Here is a 15,657-nt window from a genome sequence, read left to right as displayed (position 1 = left end):
GGAGTGTTCGGCCGTTAATCTGTTTTAGCCAAACACCTTCCAGGAGCTTTCCCGTGTCAGTGATCGACAACCCCTACGCGCCGCCGCAGGCCGAATTGAGTCAACCGCTCGCCGGTGCATCCACGTTTTTCGTGGTTGCATCCCGCAAGCTGGTGATCATGATTCTGCTGACCTCGGGTATGTACTTCGTTTATTGGTTCTACAAGCAGTGGACTTGCTATCGGCAGGCGACTGGCGCGAAGGTCTGGCCGGTTGTGCGGGCGTTCTTCTCGGTGATTTTCCTTTATCCGCTGATCATGAAAATCCGCCGGCAAGTTGAGCTCAAGGCTGCGGCGTATCAATGGCAGCCACGCAGCGTGGCCATCGGGCTGGTTATCTGCGGTGCCTTGCCTTATGCGTACTCGTGGGCCCTCGCGCCGCTGACTGCGATGAAGATCAGTGCTTGCCTGACGATCGTGCATCTCTACCTGATGGTGCAGGTACAGCATGCGGTGAACCAGGTGGAGAACGATCCGAAGGGTGAGGTGAACAAGCGCCTGACCTGGGCCAACTTCATCTGGATCGCTATCGGGCTGTGCTTTTACGCGCTCTCGATTGTGCCAGCGCTGCGGTTATCTGAGCTGGCGCCGGGTTAGAGGATGAGCTGCTTCTGAGGCTGCAAAAGCATGAAGGTAATGTCGTCGTCGCCTTGGAGATCATCAAGGCTTTGGCCCGCAATAGCCTTAAGTTGTTCTGCGGGTGAGAGCTCAGCCCAAAAACCGTCGGTGGCCAAGATCCACTTCGTATCAGGGTCTGCTTGCAACGATTGGATATGCGGTTCATGCGGCCTGCGATAGCTCATGCAGTTCCACAGTGTTTTACGTGTAGGGCTGCTGGCGATAAGGTCGTGGCTAAGATCGCTCTTCCAATTGCGGCCGCAGTGGGGCTGGCTCAGCCAGTTTACCGCGCGGCCATCTTCCAGCTGCCCCAGGCAGCAGTCACCCGCGTGAATGGAAATGGCTGTGCGGCCATGAATCATGAATACGAGATAGCTGGCGGAGGCGAAGGGGTAGTTTGAGCAAAGGGTTGAGCGTACTTCGTTGAGTGAAGTGAGCGTCAGATCAAGGGTTTTGTCGGGGCAGGAAATGACAGAGGGATTGAGATTGGAAAAGGAAGCCAGCACATGTTGAGTCAGTGCCCGCGCCAAGGCGCCACTTTCGGGCTTTGAGGTGCCGTCTGCGATCACGTAGAGGTAGGCACCGCTGTTGTATGCCGAGCCGGCGACGTCCCTGTTTTCCGCTCGATTGACTCCTTGGCGGGTCACGCTCATAGGCAGGGTCAAGCGTGTGCTCCGAATGCAACCATTGTGTTCAGCCGTTCATGAATCAACGTTTCACGATCAGGGTCCTGGGCTGTACTTTGAACCACGTCCAGAAACGCCGTAAGCCTCAGCAGTTCAGAAAGTTGTTGGCTGACGAACGCTCGTAGCTCGCTCGGCGCTTGCTTCATTTCTTCACCCAATTCTTCGCGGCCATCAACCAGTGCGATGATGTCTTCAATGTCGTTGGACATCAGCACATCCCCGTTTCCTCGTCCCTTATAAGCCTGCAGCTTCGCGGCAAGAAACCACGGCGCAGCGAATACCTTGATTCGAATGCCGTTGGGCAGGTCGTGGTAAATAGCGTTTTCCAACCCACCCACGAACCAGGTATTTGAAAACCCTAATACCTTTTCGTCCGTCGGCATAAAGTCGACTTTCAGGGCGCCCAGACGCAAGCGGCAGGTGACAGTGTCCTGCCCGGTATTCTTGAATCCCTTGGGTTTGAGATGATCCTCCAGCCGATACCAGTCAGCGGTACTTGTCAGGTGGATGACCAGGTCGACATCGTCGGTGCCACGAATGGATTCCTGAGTGAATTCATCGGTGATAAGCAGGACAGTGGTGCATCCGCCGACGAAGGCCACTTGTTCGCGTAGCTCTTCCCCCAGCGCCTCGGCAACCTCTCCAAGCATGTGCAGCATCATGGCTCTGTTTGAGTTCACAGGATCCACTCCCGCAGCATGGCGTCGGCCACTTTGGTTTCTCGTGGGCCTCCTATACGAATAGCATCGACAAGGGCGAGGAAGTGGTAGAGAAGCTCGTCCTTTTTCACCGCGCCCGGGACAGTTTTATATAAGGGCGTAATTTCCTGCCCTTTGCTTTTTCCGTAAGCGTCAGGCCAAACGGGTATAAGGTCTCCACCGCTCATGACCTTACCGGCCATTACCGGGGCAGCGAAGGCAGTTGGGATGCCACGTACGATGGGGCCAGGTTTGGCGGGGAATACGTAGCGAATACCGTATTTAATCAAGTCCAGCAGCGCCTCTTTTCGAACCGCTGGTTGTCCGCTCAATCGGTCAGTATTAAGGAGGCCTATATCCCGGCAACGGTTCAGCGAGTTGGACACCTCACTTTTGCTTAGGGCGAGTGAACCGGACAGCGCTCGGACTGAGTAGCTGTCAATATTGGGCGCGATTAATATGTCATCGATATCTTCCCATCCTTCCCAGGTTTTAGTGTGGGACAGGGCAATTTTCTCCACATTCCCTGTTAGGCGTAGATCAAGAAAGTGGTCGAGATAACTTTGGGATTCATTTGATGCGAGGTCTATTGCATCCTCAATATCAAGTATCACAGTGAATTCGCGCTTTTTCACTCGATCGTTCTGGGCCTGGAGGTCCAAGCTGATTAGCTTGAATAGGATTACGATATCTTGACTTTTCATACTGATCCAAACTCGCAGCGTCCACTGTCCATGGACCGTGGACGATTTCTTGCATGGTTGTGGTTATTGTGTCAAGAGGCATTCAAGGGTTCTGCAAAAAAACCACATACCCGCGAAACCACTCACTCCCCTTCAAATACCCCGGCTCCTCCCACTCCCCACCCTGAATCAACCCAATCTTGAACGGCACCCCCAGTCGGTTCATCCGTGGCAAATACGCCGCGTAATCCGGGATGCTGTGGCGGCCCTGGTAGGTTTGCACCACCACTTCATCAATCACGCCCTTGAGTTGTGCGATGGCGGCCGGGTCGGCATGGCTGCTCCAGTCCATCAGCCCCGTAATGCTCAGGCGCAAATCCTTGGGCAGTCGCCGGCGCAGGTCGCGCAGGAAGTCGGCGTATTCGTTGAGGTATTGAGTGCGCGCATCGAAGTCGATCTGGATGCCGACCACCGGGTTGCCCGCGTCGCGCCAGCGTTGCACCTGGCCGAGCATTTGGCTGTAGATCGACTCGGGCCAGTGCAGGGTGTGGGCGCGGTACACCACCCAGACTTCACCTTGGGTGATGCGCGGCACACTCATGCCCTGGGCGATGAACTGCACACCACGCTGGGGCGCGCGGCGGGTCGAGTTGATCTGGCCCTGGAGGATGTACAGGGTTTTGGCCTGCTTGAGCACCGGCTGGGGAGCGACGCCGCTCCACAGCCAGAACGCATCATGGTCGCGGGCGTCCACCGCGCCGAAGGCCGGGCTTGCCAGCAGGAGCAGGGCCAGCCAGAAACGCTTCACGGCTTACCAGTAGTACTGCAGCGATTTGCCCCACTGAGTATCGGCAAACCCGGTTTTCAACTGGCGGAACCAGCCCTTGCGCACGGCCTTGTCGACGTCTTCACCACCGCAGCTGTTATAGCCCGAAGGTCCATAGCAGTTGATGGCGCGAAACAGCGCGTAGGCCTTGTCGTTATGCGGTGCCTTGGGATTGCCGATCACCTGCTTGTAGCCTTCCAGTCGCGAAAAGGTTTCACCTTTGAAGGGCGAGGCGGTACTGCCCAGGCTGCCGGCGGAGCGCGCTTGTTCCAGAGGCATGCCGTCCAGGCCGTTGCGCAGGATGAATTCACCCAGGCAGTTCAGGCCCTGCGGGTTTTTCGGGTCGGCCTGCAAGGTGCTGGCGATTTGCGCGACGCTCGGGCAGGTGTAGCCGGATTCGGCTTTGTCACCGTTCCAGCGGAACAGATTCAACGACTGGCCGGCGCCATAGACGTAACCCAGGCTGGTGCCGAGCTTGTCGTCGGGAACCGAGGCGGGCAGTTGCTTCAGGTCCTCGGCAAAGGTCGTGAACTGGCCGCGCAGCAGGTCTTTATAGAGCAGCGTGAATTGCGCGGTCTGGCGCTCCACCGGGTCACCGGCATTGGCAAGCTGCTGGCGCAGCAACTCAGGGCTGGCCACATTGCGCAGCAGGATATAGCGCACCTGTTTGGCGCTGATCGGCGAGTCGGCGGCGAACACCTTGGCCGGTTGCCCGCTGCGTTCGTAGTTCATCGCCAGTGCCAGCTCAAGCTGGTCGCGTTGCAGCGGTTGCTTGGCCAGTGGCAGCAGTTGCAGCCACAGCGCTTGGGCAGCTTTCCAGTCGTCCTTGGCTTCCAGCGCCAAGCCGCGCAGGGTCTGTTGGCTGAAGGCGAAGTAATCGAGGTTCGACGGTACGTCTTGCGGCAACAGCTTCAGCGCGCGGTCGGGCTGATGCTCGACGTACACGGCAAACGCCGCCTGCACATAGGCATACAGCGCCGGTTCCTGGGCAAATACCGACTTTTGCCCGTCAAGGGCTTCGCGCGTGAGTTTCGGCGGCTCACCGGCGCGCATCCACATCAGGTCGTTGAGGGCCAGGATCAACGGGTTGCCCACCGGTGCCGTGGTGCTGGTCAGCAGCTTGGTGTCGGCTTCCTGTACCAGTTCATCCAGCGATACGTTGCGCTGGGCATCGGTGGCCTGGGTCAGTTGCCAGGCAAAGTCGTCTGCCAGTTTGTCGGGGTTGGGCGCCAGCCAGTGCACCCGGCGCAGCAGGCCGCGGGCGGAGGCGGCGTATTCGCCCTGTGGATAAGTTTTCAGGTAGTCATCAAAACCCGCCTCGGCCCGTTGCATCGCGGACTTATCCACATGCTCAAGCGACGGCGTGCCGTATTCATCGAAGGCATTTTGCTGGGCGTCGTTCAGCGCGGTGCGGGCGGTCATGTACAGCGCCGTTTCCTTGAGCCAGGGCAACGCGCTGCTCGTCAGCGCGGCGAAGCCTTTTTGCGCGTCACTGAAGCGCCCGCTGTAAAAGTCGCCGGCGGCTCGCAGGTAGGCCAGCAAGGCTTGGCCGTCTGTCGATTTGAGCTGGTCGGCGTCGCCTGCGGCTACGCCGTCCGAGGAACAGCTGGTGAGCATCTGCAAGCGGAGTTTGGCCAGTAATTGGCGTTCGGCCTGCGGCACATCGGCCTTCACCACCTGGCTGATAAACGCGGCGGCGCTGTCATCGGCGTTGCTGCGGCAGCGGCTGCCCTCGCCGGAAAGAAAGGCTTCACCGGCGGTCTTGTAGTCATCGCGCTTGATGCCTAGCGGGGTGAGCAGTTCATCCAGTTCGGCGGTGCGTGAGTCGTCGGGCTTGTTGTCGGGCTCATCCGCAGCCGGCGTCAGCCGATACACCGGGAAAGGCACCGGGCCAAACCCTTCAGACAAGTCCTGGTCGCCCAGGGCATTGGGTGCCAGCGGCGTGACGTTTTTGTCGGCGAGCAACAGGCGCAGGTTGACCCGGCTGTCATTGCCCGGGCTCAGGAACGGCAGGTTGCTGCACACGTCCAGGCTATTACGCGACACCCGCCAGTCCGGGTAGCACGAGTCATCGCCGCTGGCGTTGGCTTGAAAGGGAAGGGTGGCGAGCACTGTCAGTGCCAGGGGTGACAGAAGACCGATGCGCATGAAGTGTCCTTGATCCTGAATCCATGGAAGGTGGCAATCATAGCCTGATCCGACCAAGGCATCAGAGATGCCCTGCGCAAAATTCAGATTTGTCCGATTGGCGGATGGTTGGTCAAATGCGCGCAAAACAGCGGGCGAATCGAGGCCTTTTCACCTAGAGTGGCGGGTGTTCGCGCAAGCGCAGGTTCAGTAGTGGGTGAGGAAGTAGAGGTGCGACGGTCTGTGGCGGAACAAGACAACAAGGCCGGGGCATTTCCCGTGCTCAATCCTGGCCTGTGGGAGAGTGCCGGCTGGCTGGCTCGATTGTGGTGGGTGCCGCTGGTGGCGTTGGCCGTGGCCGTGCGTTTGTATGGTTTGACCGCCTCCGCGATCTGGGGCGATGAAGGTTCAAGCCTGCTGCTCGCCGAGTACTCCCTGGAAGACCTGTGGTTTCACGCCGCCCATGACGTTCACCCGCCGCTGTATTTCTTCATGCTGCGCGGTTGGATCGAAGTGTTTGGCGACAGTGTTTTCTCCCTGCGCAGCATGAGTGTGCTGCCCGGTGTGGTCGCCGTCGGCCTGGGGATCTGGCTGACGCGCCTGATCGCGACCCGCCGCGCGGCAGTGCTGGCGGGGGTTCTGCTGGCGTTGCTGCCCACGGCGGTGCGCTACAGCCAGGAAGTGCGAATGTATTCGCTGCTGGGCGTGTGGCTGCTGGCCGCCACCCTGGCATTGGTGTATTGGGTCCGCCAGCCCGAGCGGGCGCGGTATCTGGTGGCCTATGCGCTGTTGATGACGGCCGCCTTCTATACCCACTACTTCACTGCCTTGTGCGTGCTGGTGCACTGGTCATGGCTGGTATTGCTGCGCCTGCCACGGGCCGGCGGCCTGCGGCTTGTCACACGTCCGGGCTGGTGGTTGGCCAACGTTGCCATTGTGTTGCTGTACCTGCCCTGGCTGCCGAATTTGCTGGGCCTGGTGCAGCACACCGAAGAACTCAAGGTGGGTGGCGATATTGGCTGGGAAGACCCGGTCAACCTGTATTCCGTGCCGTCGATGGTGTGGCAGTTCCTCATTCAGGACCCGGGCGACCACTTGTGGCGGCCACTCTTTGTTGTGTTTCCGTTATTGCTGATAGCGCTGGTAGGCGTGACCGCCTGGCGCGATCAAAGCCGCTATCGGTTTGGCTGGCTGCTGGCGCTGTTTTTCATGCTGCCGGTGCTGCTGGTCTATGGGGTTTCGTTTGTTTCCCCGGTGTTTATCGAGCGTTATCTCACCGCCTATGCACTGAGTTTGCCGATCATCGTGGCGCTGGCTGTCGACCGTTTGTCGCAGCGCCTGTCGCTCGTGGGGGCGGCGCTCTTCGTGCTGTTTGTCGGGGTCGAACTGGTGGGCGTGAAGATCAACTCCACCGTTGATGAACATGATCAATTCAACGTCGCGGTGGAGTTCGTCAACCGCAACTACCAGGAAGATGACCGCATCGTCATCAGCGACATGCTGTGGTACCTGCCCTACGTCTATTACGACGAGACCGACGCCCAGTTGCAGCTCTTCACACCGCCGACCGCCGCCGGCAAGTCGACCCGGCCGAATGCCTATGGTTTTGGCACGTTGGTGGACCAGGACGGCGGGCGCATCTACCTTGATCGCCTGTCGGCGTTGCCGACGGATATCCAGCGTGTCTGGCTGATCAGCGCCGCCGAAGGCCCGGATGAATTTGCCCCGTTGCCCTTGGGCTGGCGCCAACTCAGCCAGCAGGATGGTGGTGGCGCACGGGCCCGGCTGTTTGTGCTGTGTAACGTGCCGGCGGCCGTTCACAGGGAAGGCTGCGACTAATCGGTGCCACGGCGCAGAGGTTTATGTTCGCCTGGGAGGCTAGACTCAGGTGAACCCCTTCTGCAGGAACACACCATGGAATCCCCAGTCCACAGCTTGCCGTCGTTGTTCAAACAGCTCGGTTTGCCGGATGACCCGGTGAGCATCGAGCGATTTATCGCGGTGCATTCCCCACTCAAACCCGAACTGCATCTGGCGGATGCGTTTTTCTGGACGCCAGGCCAGCGTGCCTTTTTGCGCGAAGAAATCCTGGAGGATGCGGATTGGGCGGAGGTGGTGGATGAGTTGAATTTGTGGTTGAGAGAGGGGCGTGGGGTTTAAAACCCGCTTTACTTACCCACATCTCCGCGCCTCCACCACCCATCCCAAAATTTGTATCAAAACTTGACGGTTTTGGATCCATCGACCATATTGATAGTTAGCAAACTAACTGTATGCGAATAGTCCAGTGTCCCAAACCCTCGAACAACTCCAGATGAACATCAGCAGCAGCATGGTGGTAGGTGCCAGGACCTGGCGCAAAATCTGCCAGACCACGCTCGTCAGCTATGGCATCTCCGAAGCCTGCGCCGTACCGCTGCTGATGATCGGCCGCCTCGGCGACGGTGTGCATCAGGTCAAGGTAGCCCAGGCCGCCGGGATGGAAAGCCCGTCCTTGGTGCGCCTGTTGGACCAGTTGTGCAGTTCCGGCTATGTGTGCCGCACCGAAGATATCCACGACCGTCGTGCCAAGTCCTTGAGCCTCACCGAGCGTGGCCGCGAGCTGGTGCACGCGGTGGAAGAGCAACTGGTGCGCCTGCGCCGCGAAGTGCTGGCAACGATCGCCCCCGATGACCTGGAGGCCGCCCTGCGTGTATTGCGAGCTTTCGAAGGTGCCAATCAACATCCGATGGTTGTGAGTTCTTGAACGGATTTTTTACCGGCATGCCGCCGGCCAAGGATTGGTTCTACGGCGTCAGGACATTCGCCGCTTCAATGATCGCGTTGTACATCGCCATGCTGATGCAAATGCCGCGTCCGTATTGGGCGATGGCCACGGTGTACATCGTTTCCAGCCCGTTTGTCGGCCCTACCAGTTCCAAGGCGCTGTACCGGGCGGTCGGCACCTTCATGGGCGCGGCCGCGGCGGTGTTTTTTGTGCCGATGTTTGTGCAGACGCCTTACCTGCTGGTGGTGGTGATCGCGCTGTGGACCGGGATTCTGTTGTTCCTGTCCCTGCATCTGCGCACTGCCAACAGCTATGCGCTGATGCTGGCCGGCTACACCTTGCCGCTGATCGCCCTGCCGGTGGTGGATAACCCGCTTGCGGTATGGGACGTGGCTGAAGCGCGCACCGAAGAAATCTTCCTCGGCATCGCCGTAGCAGCGGTGGTGGGGGCGATGTTCTGGCCGCGACGCCTGGCGCCGGTATTTGATGACTCGGTCGCTAAGTGGTTTGCCGATGCGCAGGTCTACAGCCAGCGCTTCCTTAGCCGTAACGTGCAGCCCGAAGAAATCAGTACCCTGCGCAGCGGCATGGTTGCCACCTTCAACAGCCTGGAATTGATGATTGGCCAACTGCCTCATGAGGGCGCGCGGCCGCAAACGGTGCGCAATACCAAGGAGCTGCGCGGGCGGATGATCCACCTGCTGCCGGTGATCGATGCCCTCGACGACGCCGTGTACGCCCTGGAACACCGCGCCCCGGAATTGTTCGACCGATTTACGCCCCTGCTGACCGCCGCCACCGAGTGGCTGGACAGCACGCAAAAGGACGCGCCCATCGAGCGCTGGCGCGCCCTGCGTGACCAGATCGAAGCCCTGCAACCCGACGCCGAAGCCCTGGATGATCGCCACCAGTTGCTGTTCTCCAACGCCCTGTATCGCCTGGGCGAGTGGGTGGATTTGTGGCAAGACTGCCGCAGCCTGCAAGCCGCCATCCAGTGCGAAAGCCAGGACAGCTGGCGCGCGGTGTACCGCCACTGGCGCCTGGGCCGGCTGACGCCGTTCCTCGACCGCGGCCTGATGTTCTACTCGGCGTTTTCCACCGTCACTGCGATCATCGTCGCCTCGGTATTGTGGATCCTGCTGGGCTGGACCGACGGCGGTAGCGCGGTGATCCTGGCGGCAGTTGCCTGTAGTTTCTTCGCCTCTATGGACGACCCGGCGCCGCAGATCTACCGGTTCTTTTTCTGGACGGCGATGTCGGTGCTGTTCGCCAGCCTCTACCTGTTTCTGGTGCTGCCCAACCTGCATGATTTCCCGATGCTGGTGCTGGCGTTTTCGGTGCCCTTCATCTGTATCGGCACGCTGACGGTACAGCCACGCTTCTACCTCGGCATGCTGCTGACGCTGGTCAACACCTCGTCGTTTATCAGCATCCAGGGCGCCTACGATGCAGACTTCCTGGCCTTCGCCAACTCCAACCTGGCCGGCCCCGTGGGCTTGTTGTTCGCCTTCGTCTGGACCCTGATCGCCCGGCCGTTCGGCGCTGAGCTTGCGGCCAAGCGCCTGACCCGCTTCGGTTGGCAGGACATCGTCGGCCTCACCGAACCTGCGACCCTCGCCGAACACCGGCACATGGGCGCCCAAATGCTGGATCGCTTGATGCAGCACCTGCCGCGTCTGGCCATGACCGGCCAAGACACCGGCATTGCCCTGCGGGAATTGGGTGTGGCGCTGAACCTCATGGATTTACAGGCCTATTCGCCACGCATCCTCGGCGTACCGCGCGTGCTGCTGAACCAGGTGGTGGAAGGCGTCGGTGGTTACTTCAAGGCGTGCCTCAAAGCCGGTGAACGCCTGCCGGCCCCCAGCGGTCTGCTGATGACCCTTGACCGTACCCGGCGTGCCCTCAATGGCCAGGGCCTGCAAGGCGAGGACGATACCCGCTTGCACTTGCTGCACGCCCTGAGCGGCTTGCGCCTGTCGCTGCTGCCGGGCGTTGAGTTTCTCGGCGGTACAGAGATGGAAGCGCCGTTACCCGATGGAGCGCCTTTATGATCGGTGATCTGGACATCAGCGGGGTGTTCCTGCCCACGCTGCTGGTGCTGATGGGCATTACGTATGTGTTGTACCTGGTGGTGCACGGGCTGTTGACCCGCGTCCACTTCTATCGCCTGGTCTGGCACCGGGCATTGTTCAATGTGGGTCTCTACGCTCTGTTGCTGGGCGCAGTGGACTCACTCAGTCGATACCTCATGACATGAAAAAACCTTTTTTGACCATCGGCCGTGTAGTCCTGACGTTATTGGTGGTGACCTTCGCCTGTGTCGTGGTGTGGCGCATGGTGATGTACTACATGTTCGCGCCGTGGACCCGTGACGGCCACATCCGTGCCGACATCGTGCAGATCGCCCCGGACGTGTCCGGGCTGATCCAGCAAGTGGACGTGCGTGACAACCAGTTGGTGGTGCGTGGCCAGGTGCTGTTCTCCGTCGACCAGGACCGTTTCAAGCTGGCCCTGCGCCAAGCCCAGGCCGCTGTCGCTGACCGCCAGGAAACCCTGGCCCAGGCCGTGCGCGAGAACAAGCGTAACCGTGGCCTCGGCAACCTGGTGGCCAGCGAACAACTGGAAGAAAGCCAGTCCCGCGTTGCCCGCGCCCAATCGGCATTGGCCGAGTCGCAAGTGGCGGTGGATGCCGCGCAGCTCAACCTGGACCGCTCGGTGATCCGAAGCCCCGTAGACGGCTACATCAACGACCGTGCGCCGCGTACCCAGGAGTTCGTGACGGCTGGGCGCCCGGTGTTGTCGGTGGTGGACAGCAACTCCTTCCACATCGACGGCTACTTCGAAGAGACCAAGCTCGACGGCATCCACGTTGGCCAAAGTGTCGACATCCGCGTGATCGGCGACAAGGCCCGCCTGCGCGGGCATGTGCAGAGCATCGTCGCCGGCATCGAAGACCGCGACCGCAGCAGCGGTTCCAACCTGCTGCCCAACGTCAACCCGGCGTTCAGCTGGGTGCGCCTGGCCCAGCGAATTCCGGTGCGCATCGCGTTTGACGACGTGCCGGCAGACTTCCGCATGATTGCCGGGCGCACCGCCACGGTGTCGATCATCGATGACCAACCCAAGTCGGAGAACAAGCCATGAAACGGCTTTTAGCAACCGCCGGGCTGGGGTTGTTGCTGTCGGCCTGCCAAGTGGTGGGGCCCGACTACAAGCTGCCGGACAAGGCTGCCGTGAACCGCGGTGACCTTCAGGGCCAGTTAGCCGGTGAGGGCAACAATGTGGTGTCGGCGCCGGTGCCGGCGGATTGGTGGAAGCTCTATCAAGACCCGCGCCTGGATCAGTTGGTGGAGCAGGCCATGGCCTCCAACACCGACCTGCGGGTGGTCGCGGCCAACTTGCAGCGCTCGCGCTATCAGGTGCAGCAAGCTGAATCCGCCGGGGGTTGGAGTGTTGGTGCAAAGGCTGAAGCCCAGCGCCTGCAAGAGTCTGGCGAAGCCTATTTGCTGACGGAAAAAGTGCCGGTGGCCAACATCGGCGCCGCGAGCATCAGCACCTCTTACCAGTTCGATTTGTTCGGCACCTTGCAGCGTGGCATTGAAAGCTCCCAGGCCAGTGCCGATGCGGCCCAGGCGGCTGCCGATATCGCGCGTATCACCTTGGTGGCAGACGTGGTGCGTTCCTACACCCAAGTGTGCGCGGCCAACGAAGAGCTGGCGATCGCCAACGAGTCCCTCGACCTGCAAGCCCAGAGCACGCACCTGACCCAGCGCCTGCGGGACGCCGGCCGGGGCGATGAAACCCAGGTCACCCGTTCGCAAACCCAGTACAAATCCCTGCGCGCCGAAATGCCGCGCTATGAAGCATTGCGCCAGGCCGGGCTGTTCCGCCTGTCGATGTTGCTGGCCAAGCCGCTGAATCAACTGCCGGCCGGCACCGCTCAATGCGCCGAGCTGCCGCATATCGCGCAGTTGCTGCCGGTGGGCGATGGCGCCACGCTGCTCAAGCGCCGCCCTGATGTGCGCCAGGCCGAACGCCAACTGGCGGCTGCCACCGCGCGTATCGGTGTGGCCACCGGCGCGCTGTACCCGGATATCAGCATCGGGGCCACCGTGGGCACCGTCGGTATCCTGGATGACCTCGGCACGCCGGCCACCAACCGTTGGGGCTTTGGCCCGCTGATCAGTTGGACCCTGCCGACCAACGGTGCCCGCGCGCGCATTCACGAAGCTGAAGCCGCGACCCAGGGCGCCCTGGCGCACTTCGACGGCGTGGTGCTCAACGCCATCCGCGAAACCCAGACGGGCCTGGCGCAATACACCGCGCAACTGCAACGCCGCGACGCCCTGGCCGATGCCGGCGCGTCGGCCAAAGAGGCCGCGGAGCAGACGCACCGGTTCTTCCAGGCCGGCCGCGCCTCATTCTTGGCCGACCTGCAAGCCACCCGCACCTACACCGATGTACGGGCGCAACTGGCAGCCGCGAACACCCAGGTTGCCATGAGCCAGATCGATTTGTTCCTGGCATTGGGCGGCGGCTGGGAAAGTGGACGAACGCAAGCCACACAAGCCAGCAAACCCTGAGCTGATTGCTATGCTTTGAAAGGCGGGTCCAGGTGATGGCTCGCCTGTCACTGCTCGCGTTTGATCATGGGGATTACAATAATGAAAAACCCTTATGCTCCCGCTTTCTGGTGCGTGTTCTTCGCACTGGTGTTGCTATCGGCGACTTATTTCTACGGCATCATGCTGGCCCATCAAATCGACAAGGCCATGGTGTTCCTCGACAGCGCCAGTGCGCTGATCGCGGTGCTGTCCATCGGCGTGGTGGCCTGGGCCTCCTACCAAGGCCAGCGAATCAAGCGAAGACTGCTCGAACAAGGCAAGACCCGCGTGGCGATCTGGGACACCAAAGTCGCCCTGCGTCGGGTCGAGACGGTGTTCGACCGCTACTTCTGGGGCAGCTATTGGCAACCGGGGCGCACGTTCCAGGAAGTCATGGGGGAATTGACCGGCACGCCGCTGGAAAAAAGCCTCGAAGCCCTGAAGAAACAATGCGTGATGCTCGATCGGCAGGTTGCCGACGGACGGCATTGGCTGAATAACGCGCGGGAATTATCCGACGTGGCCACCGCGATGGCGCGGGAGCGTTACCAGCTGGATTTTTATGATCCCAAGTCGGATACGCCGGGCAATGCAGTGATTCACCGTGAGTTTGAAGTGTTGGTGTACACGTGGACGGCGCGGCTGAAGAGCTTTGATCATCAACTGGATGAGATCGAAACGGAGTATTCCTGAGATTTGTGTTGGCTGTGCTGACGCCTTCGCAAGCAAGCCCGCTCCCACATTCGACCGAGTTCTATCTTTGGAATGCGGTCGAATGTGGGAGCGGGCTTGCTCGCGAAGGCGTTTTACTGTTCACCGCTGAAGCTTGCGCCTCGTGAAAGACTGGGCCGCACCCCCAACCCAGTGCTAATCTTCCCCGGATTTCGGCGGGCTTGAGCCGACACCCTTCGGGGTTCAGGGAAGACAGCCCACTTCACAGGATTTGATCAGGTCACTACATGAATAAGCCAGCAGTCGTTCTCTTGGGTATCGTCGTCGCCATTGGTGCAATCAGCGCAGGCGGTGCCTGGTACACCGGCAAGCAACTGGAGCCGGTGCTGCAAACCGCCATCCAGGACGCCAACAAGGAACTGCAGACCTCCATGGCCGGCGTCGACGGCACCGTGACCCTCGAACTGGTCTCCCTCGACCGCCAGTTGTTCAGCAGCACCGCCCACTATCGCCTCAAGGCCCAGGGCGCGGTGTTCGGCGAAAACCACCAGGACACCGAACTGCTGTTCGTCGACCATATCGAACACGGCCCGCTGCCGTTCTCGCGCCTGGTGTCGCTGAAGTGGTTGCCGGTTATGGCCACCAGTCACTACGAACTTGAGAAAAACCCCACCACCGAAAAATGGTTCGTTGCCAGCAAAGACGTGTCGCCGCTCAAAGGCGTGGCCAACATTGGCTACAACCGCTCGGTGAACGGCAATGTTGAACTGCTGCCTCTGGAACTCAAGGACGACAAGTCGTCCGTGAGCTTCTCCGGCGCCAACCTGGACTTCGACTCCACTGCCGAAGGCAAGAAGGTCAAGGCCAGCGGCTACATGGACAGCCTCAAGGTCTCGGTCATCGACGCCAACAACGCCAAGCTGGATGCCGAGTTGAGTGGCCTGACCATCGCCAGCAACCTGGAAAAAACCACCTTCGGTTTCTACACCGGGCAAAACACTGTTGAGCTGACCAACACCAAGGTCACCTTCGGCCCGCAACAAGCGGTGCTGACCCTCAAGAACTTTGAGCAGAAAGACAGCAGCGAAACCAAGGACAACAACCTGGCCGGCCGTGTCGACTACAAGATCGATGAGATCGGTTACCAGGGCAAGCCCGTCGGTTCGGCTGCCATGGCGGTGAGCATGAAGAATGTCGATATCCCGTCGATGCTGGTGCTGACCAAGCTCTACCAGGAAAAAGTCCAACCGGCCCAAGCCGCTGCGGCTGCCGGCAAGCCCGTGCCTGAGTTGCAACTGACTGAAGCCGAGCAGGCGTTGGCCCAGGCCAATGTCGACCAGTTGCTGGCTGCCAAGCCGCAAGTGGCGGTAGAAAACCTGTCGCTGAAAAGCACCAATGGCGAGAGCCGCTTCAACCTGGTGCTGGACCTGGCCAAGCCGTCGAGCATGGACTTGCCGCCGGTTGAGCTGGGTAAGCAAATCGTTGCGCTGCTGGACGCCAACCTGACGCTGTCCAAGCCGATGATTCAGGACGTCGCCGGCCTGCAAGCGCAGATCGTTGGTGTGACCGACCCGAAAGCCATCGAGCAGCAATCCCAGATGGCCAGCGAGATGATCAGCGGCATGGCCGTGGGTACTCAACTGGCGACCTTGGTGGGCACCGATATCGTGTCCAAGCTGCATTACGCCAACAATGAAGTGACCTTCAACGGCCAGAAAATGACCGTCGAGCAATTCATTGGGTTTGTGCTGGGCAAGTTCGGCGCGGTCAGCGGCGCTCAATAAACATCTACGCAAAGTGATGTAGGCCAATTCTGAACAATTGTTCGGAATTGGCCTTTTTTGTACCCCCCTCAAGGATATTGCGCCCCGGGAAAGCTTGGCCGCGTCATCAGATGTCGGCCGCCTGGAGTGTCGTGCAGGTGAACTTATCGCT

Annotated in this window: 15 protein-coding genes; 10 read left to right on the top strand and 5 right to left on the bottom strand. The window is 60.4% G+C overall.

Going from position 1 to position 15,657, the window contains the following annotated elements; genetic code table 11:
- The first annotated feature begins 53 nt into the window (after positions 1–53).
- On the top strand, positions 54–635 hold the full coding sequence (locus CEC48_RS12475) for a hypothetical protein (protein ID WP_088424022.1): 582 nt from the start codon (positions 54–56) through the stop codon (positions 633–635).
- Here the strand turns inward: CEC48_RS12475 and CEC48_RS12470 are convergent.
- The 5 genes from CEC48_RS12470 to CEC48_RS12450 form a co-directional block, all read right to left on the bottom strand.
- A complete protein-coding gene (locus CEC48_RS12470; RefSeq protein ID WP_088424021.1) occupies positions 632–1,321 on the bottom strand; it encodes a serine/threonine protein phosphatase in 690 nt (229 codons plus the stop codon). The two genes, CEC48_RS12475 and CEC48_RS12470, sit on opposite strands and share 4 nt — an antisense overlap.
- Entirely contained in the window at positions 1,318–2,001 is a 684-nt protein-coding gene (locus CEC48_RS12465; protein WP_371917764.1) for a hypothetical protein, read from the bottom strand. Before CEC48_RS12465 ends, CEC48_RS12470 begins: the two co-directional genes overlap by 4 nt.
- A gap of 17 nt (positions 2,002–2,018) precedes the next feature.
- The gene (locus CEC48_RS12460) at positions 2,019–2,744 is read right to left on the bottom strand and encodes a hypothetical protein (protein WP_088424019.1); all 726 of its coding nucleotides are present in this window, start codon (positions 2,742–2,744) and stop codon (positions 2,019–2,021) included.
- Between the two features lie 82 nt (positions 2,745–2,826).
- Complete coding sequence (locus CEC48_RS12455; protein WP_088424018.1) at positions 2,827–3,531, bottom strand: DUF3142 domain-containing protein; 705 nt, start codon at positions 3,529–3,531, stop codon at positions 2,827–2,829.
- A gap of 3 nt (positions 3,532–3,534) precedes the next feature.
- The gene (locus CEC48_RS12450; RefSeq protein ID WP_088424017.1) at positions 3,535–5,697 is read right to left on the bottom strand and encodes an outer membrane assembly lipoprotein YfiO; all 2,163 of its coding nucleotides are present in this window, start codon (positions 5,695–5,697) and stop codon (positions 3,535–3,537) included.
- A 222-nt stretch (positions 5,698–5,919) separates the two neighbouring features.
- Here CEC48_RS12450 and CEC48_RS12445 point away from each other — a divergent pair, with 222 nt between their 5' ends.
- The 9 genes from CEC48_RS12445 to CEC48_RS12405 all read left to right on the top strand — a co-directional run bounded on the left by CEC48_RS12445 (position 5,920) and on the right by CEC48_RS12405 (position 15,506).
- Positions 5,920–7,515 carry a glycosyltransferase family 39 protein gene (locus CEC48_RS12445; protein WP_088424016.1) on the top strand — a complete coding sequence of 532 codons (1,596 nt, stop codon included), beginning with the start codon at positions 5,920–5,922 and terminating at the stop codon, positions 7,513–7,515.
- A 75-nt stretch (positions 7,516–7,590) separates the two neighbouring features.
- The gene (locus CEC48_RS12440; RefSeq protein ID WP_088424015.1) at positions 7,591–7,836 is read left to right on the top strand and encodes a DUF2789 domain-containing protein; all 246 of its coding nucleotides are present in this window, start codon (positions 7,591–7,593) and stop codon (positions 7,834–7,836) included.
- Between the two features lie 154 nt (positions 7,837–7,990).
- On the top strand, positions 7,991–8,422 hold the full coding sequence (locus CEC48_RS12435) for a MarR family winged helix-turn-helix transcriptional regulator (protein ID WP_088424014.1): 432 nt from the start codon (positions 7,991–7,993) through the stop codon (positions 8,420–8,422).
- A complete protein-coding gene (locus CEC48_RS12430; protein WP_088424013.1) occupies positions 8,419–10,497 on the top strand; it encodes an FUSC family protein in 2,079 nt (692 codons plus the stop codon). The genes CEC48_RS12435 and CEC48_RS12430 overlap by 4 nt, the downstream gene beginning before the upstream one ends.
- Positions 10,494–10,703 (top strand): DUF1656 domain-containing protein, encoded by a 210-nt coding sequence (locus tag CEC48_RS12425; RefSeq protein WP_003218193.1) that lies wholly within the window; start codon positions 10,494–10,496, stop codon positions 10,701–10,703. The genes CEC48_RS12430 and CEC48_RS12425 overlap by 4 nt, the downstream gene beginning before the upstream one ends.
- The gene (locus CEC48_RS12420) at positions 10,700–11,590 is read left to right on the top strand and encodes an efflux RND transporter periplasmic adaptor subunit (protein WP_088424012.1); all 891 of its coding nucleotides are present in this window, start codon (positions 10,700–10,702) and stop codon (positions 11,588–11,590) included. Before CEC48_RS12425 ends, CEC48_RS12420 begins: the two co-directional genes overlap by 4 nt.
- On the top strand, positions 11,587–13,029 hold the full coding sequence (locus tag CEC48_RS12415; RefSeq protein WP_088424011.1) for an efflux transporter outer membrane subunit: 1,443 nt from the start codon (positions 11,587–11,589) through the stop codon (positions 13,027–13,029). Before CEC48_RS12420 ends, CEC48_RS12415 begins: the two co-directional genes overlap by 4 nt.
- An 81-nt stretch (positions 13,030–13,110) precedes the next feature.
- The gene (locus tag CEC48_RS12410) at positions 13,111–13,743 is read left to right on the top strand and encodes a hypothetical protein (RefSeq protein ID WP_003218188.1); all 633 of its coding nucleotides are present in this window, start codon (positions 13,111–13,113) and stop codon (positions 13,741–13,743) included.
- Between the two features lie 266 nt (positions 13,744–14,009).
- Positions 14,010–15,506, top strand: coding sequence for a YdgA family protein (locus CEC48_RS12405; protein ID WP_088424010.1), 1,497 nt, complete (start codon positions 14,010–14,012; stop codon positions 15,504–15,506).
- Positions 15,507–15,657: the final 151 nt, after the last annotated feature.

The sequence above is a fragment of the Pseudomonas sp. K2I15 genome (assembly GCF_002204795.1).
In the GTDB taxonomy this organism is placed as follows: domain Bacteria; phylum Pseudomonadota; class Gammaproteobacteria; order Pseudomonadales; family Pseudomonadaceae; genus Aquipseudomonas.
The sequence above is the reverse complement of the archived record's forward strand: the minus strand, read 5'-3'. Positions and strand labels throughout refer to the sequence as shown.

What these genes read in the sequence shown, in the direction of transcription:
- CEC48_RS12465 (WP_371917764.1), bottom strand. Translation starts at nt 2,001, where the DNA reads ATGCTGCACATGCTTGGAGAGGTTGCCGAGGCGCTGGGGGAAGAGCTA.
- CEC48_RS12460 (WP_088424019.1), bottom strand. Translation starts at nt 2,744, where the DNA reads ATGAAAAGTCAAGATATCGTAATCCTATTCAAGCTAATCAGCTTGGAC.
- CEC48_RS12450 (WP_088424017.1), bottom strand. Translation starts at nt 5,697, where the DNA reads ATGCGCATCGGTCTTCTGTCACCCCTGGCACTGACAGTGCTCGCCACC.
- CEC48_RS12440 (WP_088424015.1), top strand. Translation starts at nt 7,591, where the DNA reads ATGGAATCCCCAGTCCACAGCTTGCCGTCGTTGTTCAAACAGCTCGGT.
- CEC48_RS12435 (WP_088424014.1), top strand. Translation starts at nt 7,991, where the DNA reads ATGAACATCAGCAGCAGCATGGTGGTAGGTGCCAGGACCTGGCGCAAA.
- CEC48_RS12425 (WP_003218193.1), top strand. Translation starts at nt 10,494, where the DNA reads ATGATCGGTGATCTGGACATCAGCGGGGTGTTCCTGCCCACGCTGCTG.
- CEC48_RS12420 (WP_088424012.1), top strand. Translation starts at nt 10,700, where the DNA reads ATGAAAAAACCTTTTTTGACCATCGGCCGTGTAGTCCTGACGTTATTG.
- CEC48_RS12415 (WP_088424011.1), top strand. Translation starts at nt 11,587, where the DNA reads ATGAAACGGCTTTTAGCAACCGCCGGGCTGGGGTTGTTGCTGTCGGCC.
- CEC48_RS12410 (WP_003218188.1), top strand. Translation starts at nt 13,111, where the DNA reads ATGAAAAACCCTTATGCTCCCGCTTTCTGGTGCGTGTTCTTCGCACTG.
- CEC48_RS12405 (WP_088424010.1), top strand. Translation starts at nt 14,010, where the DNA reads ATGAATAAGCCAGCAGTCGTTCTCTTGGGTATCGTCGTCGCCATTGGT.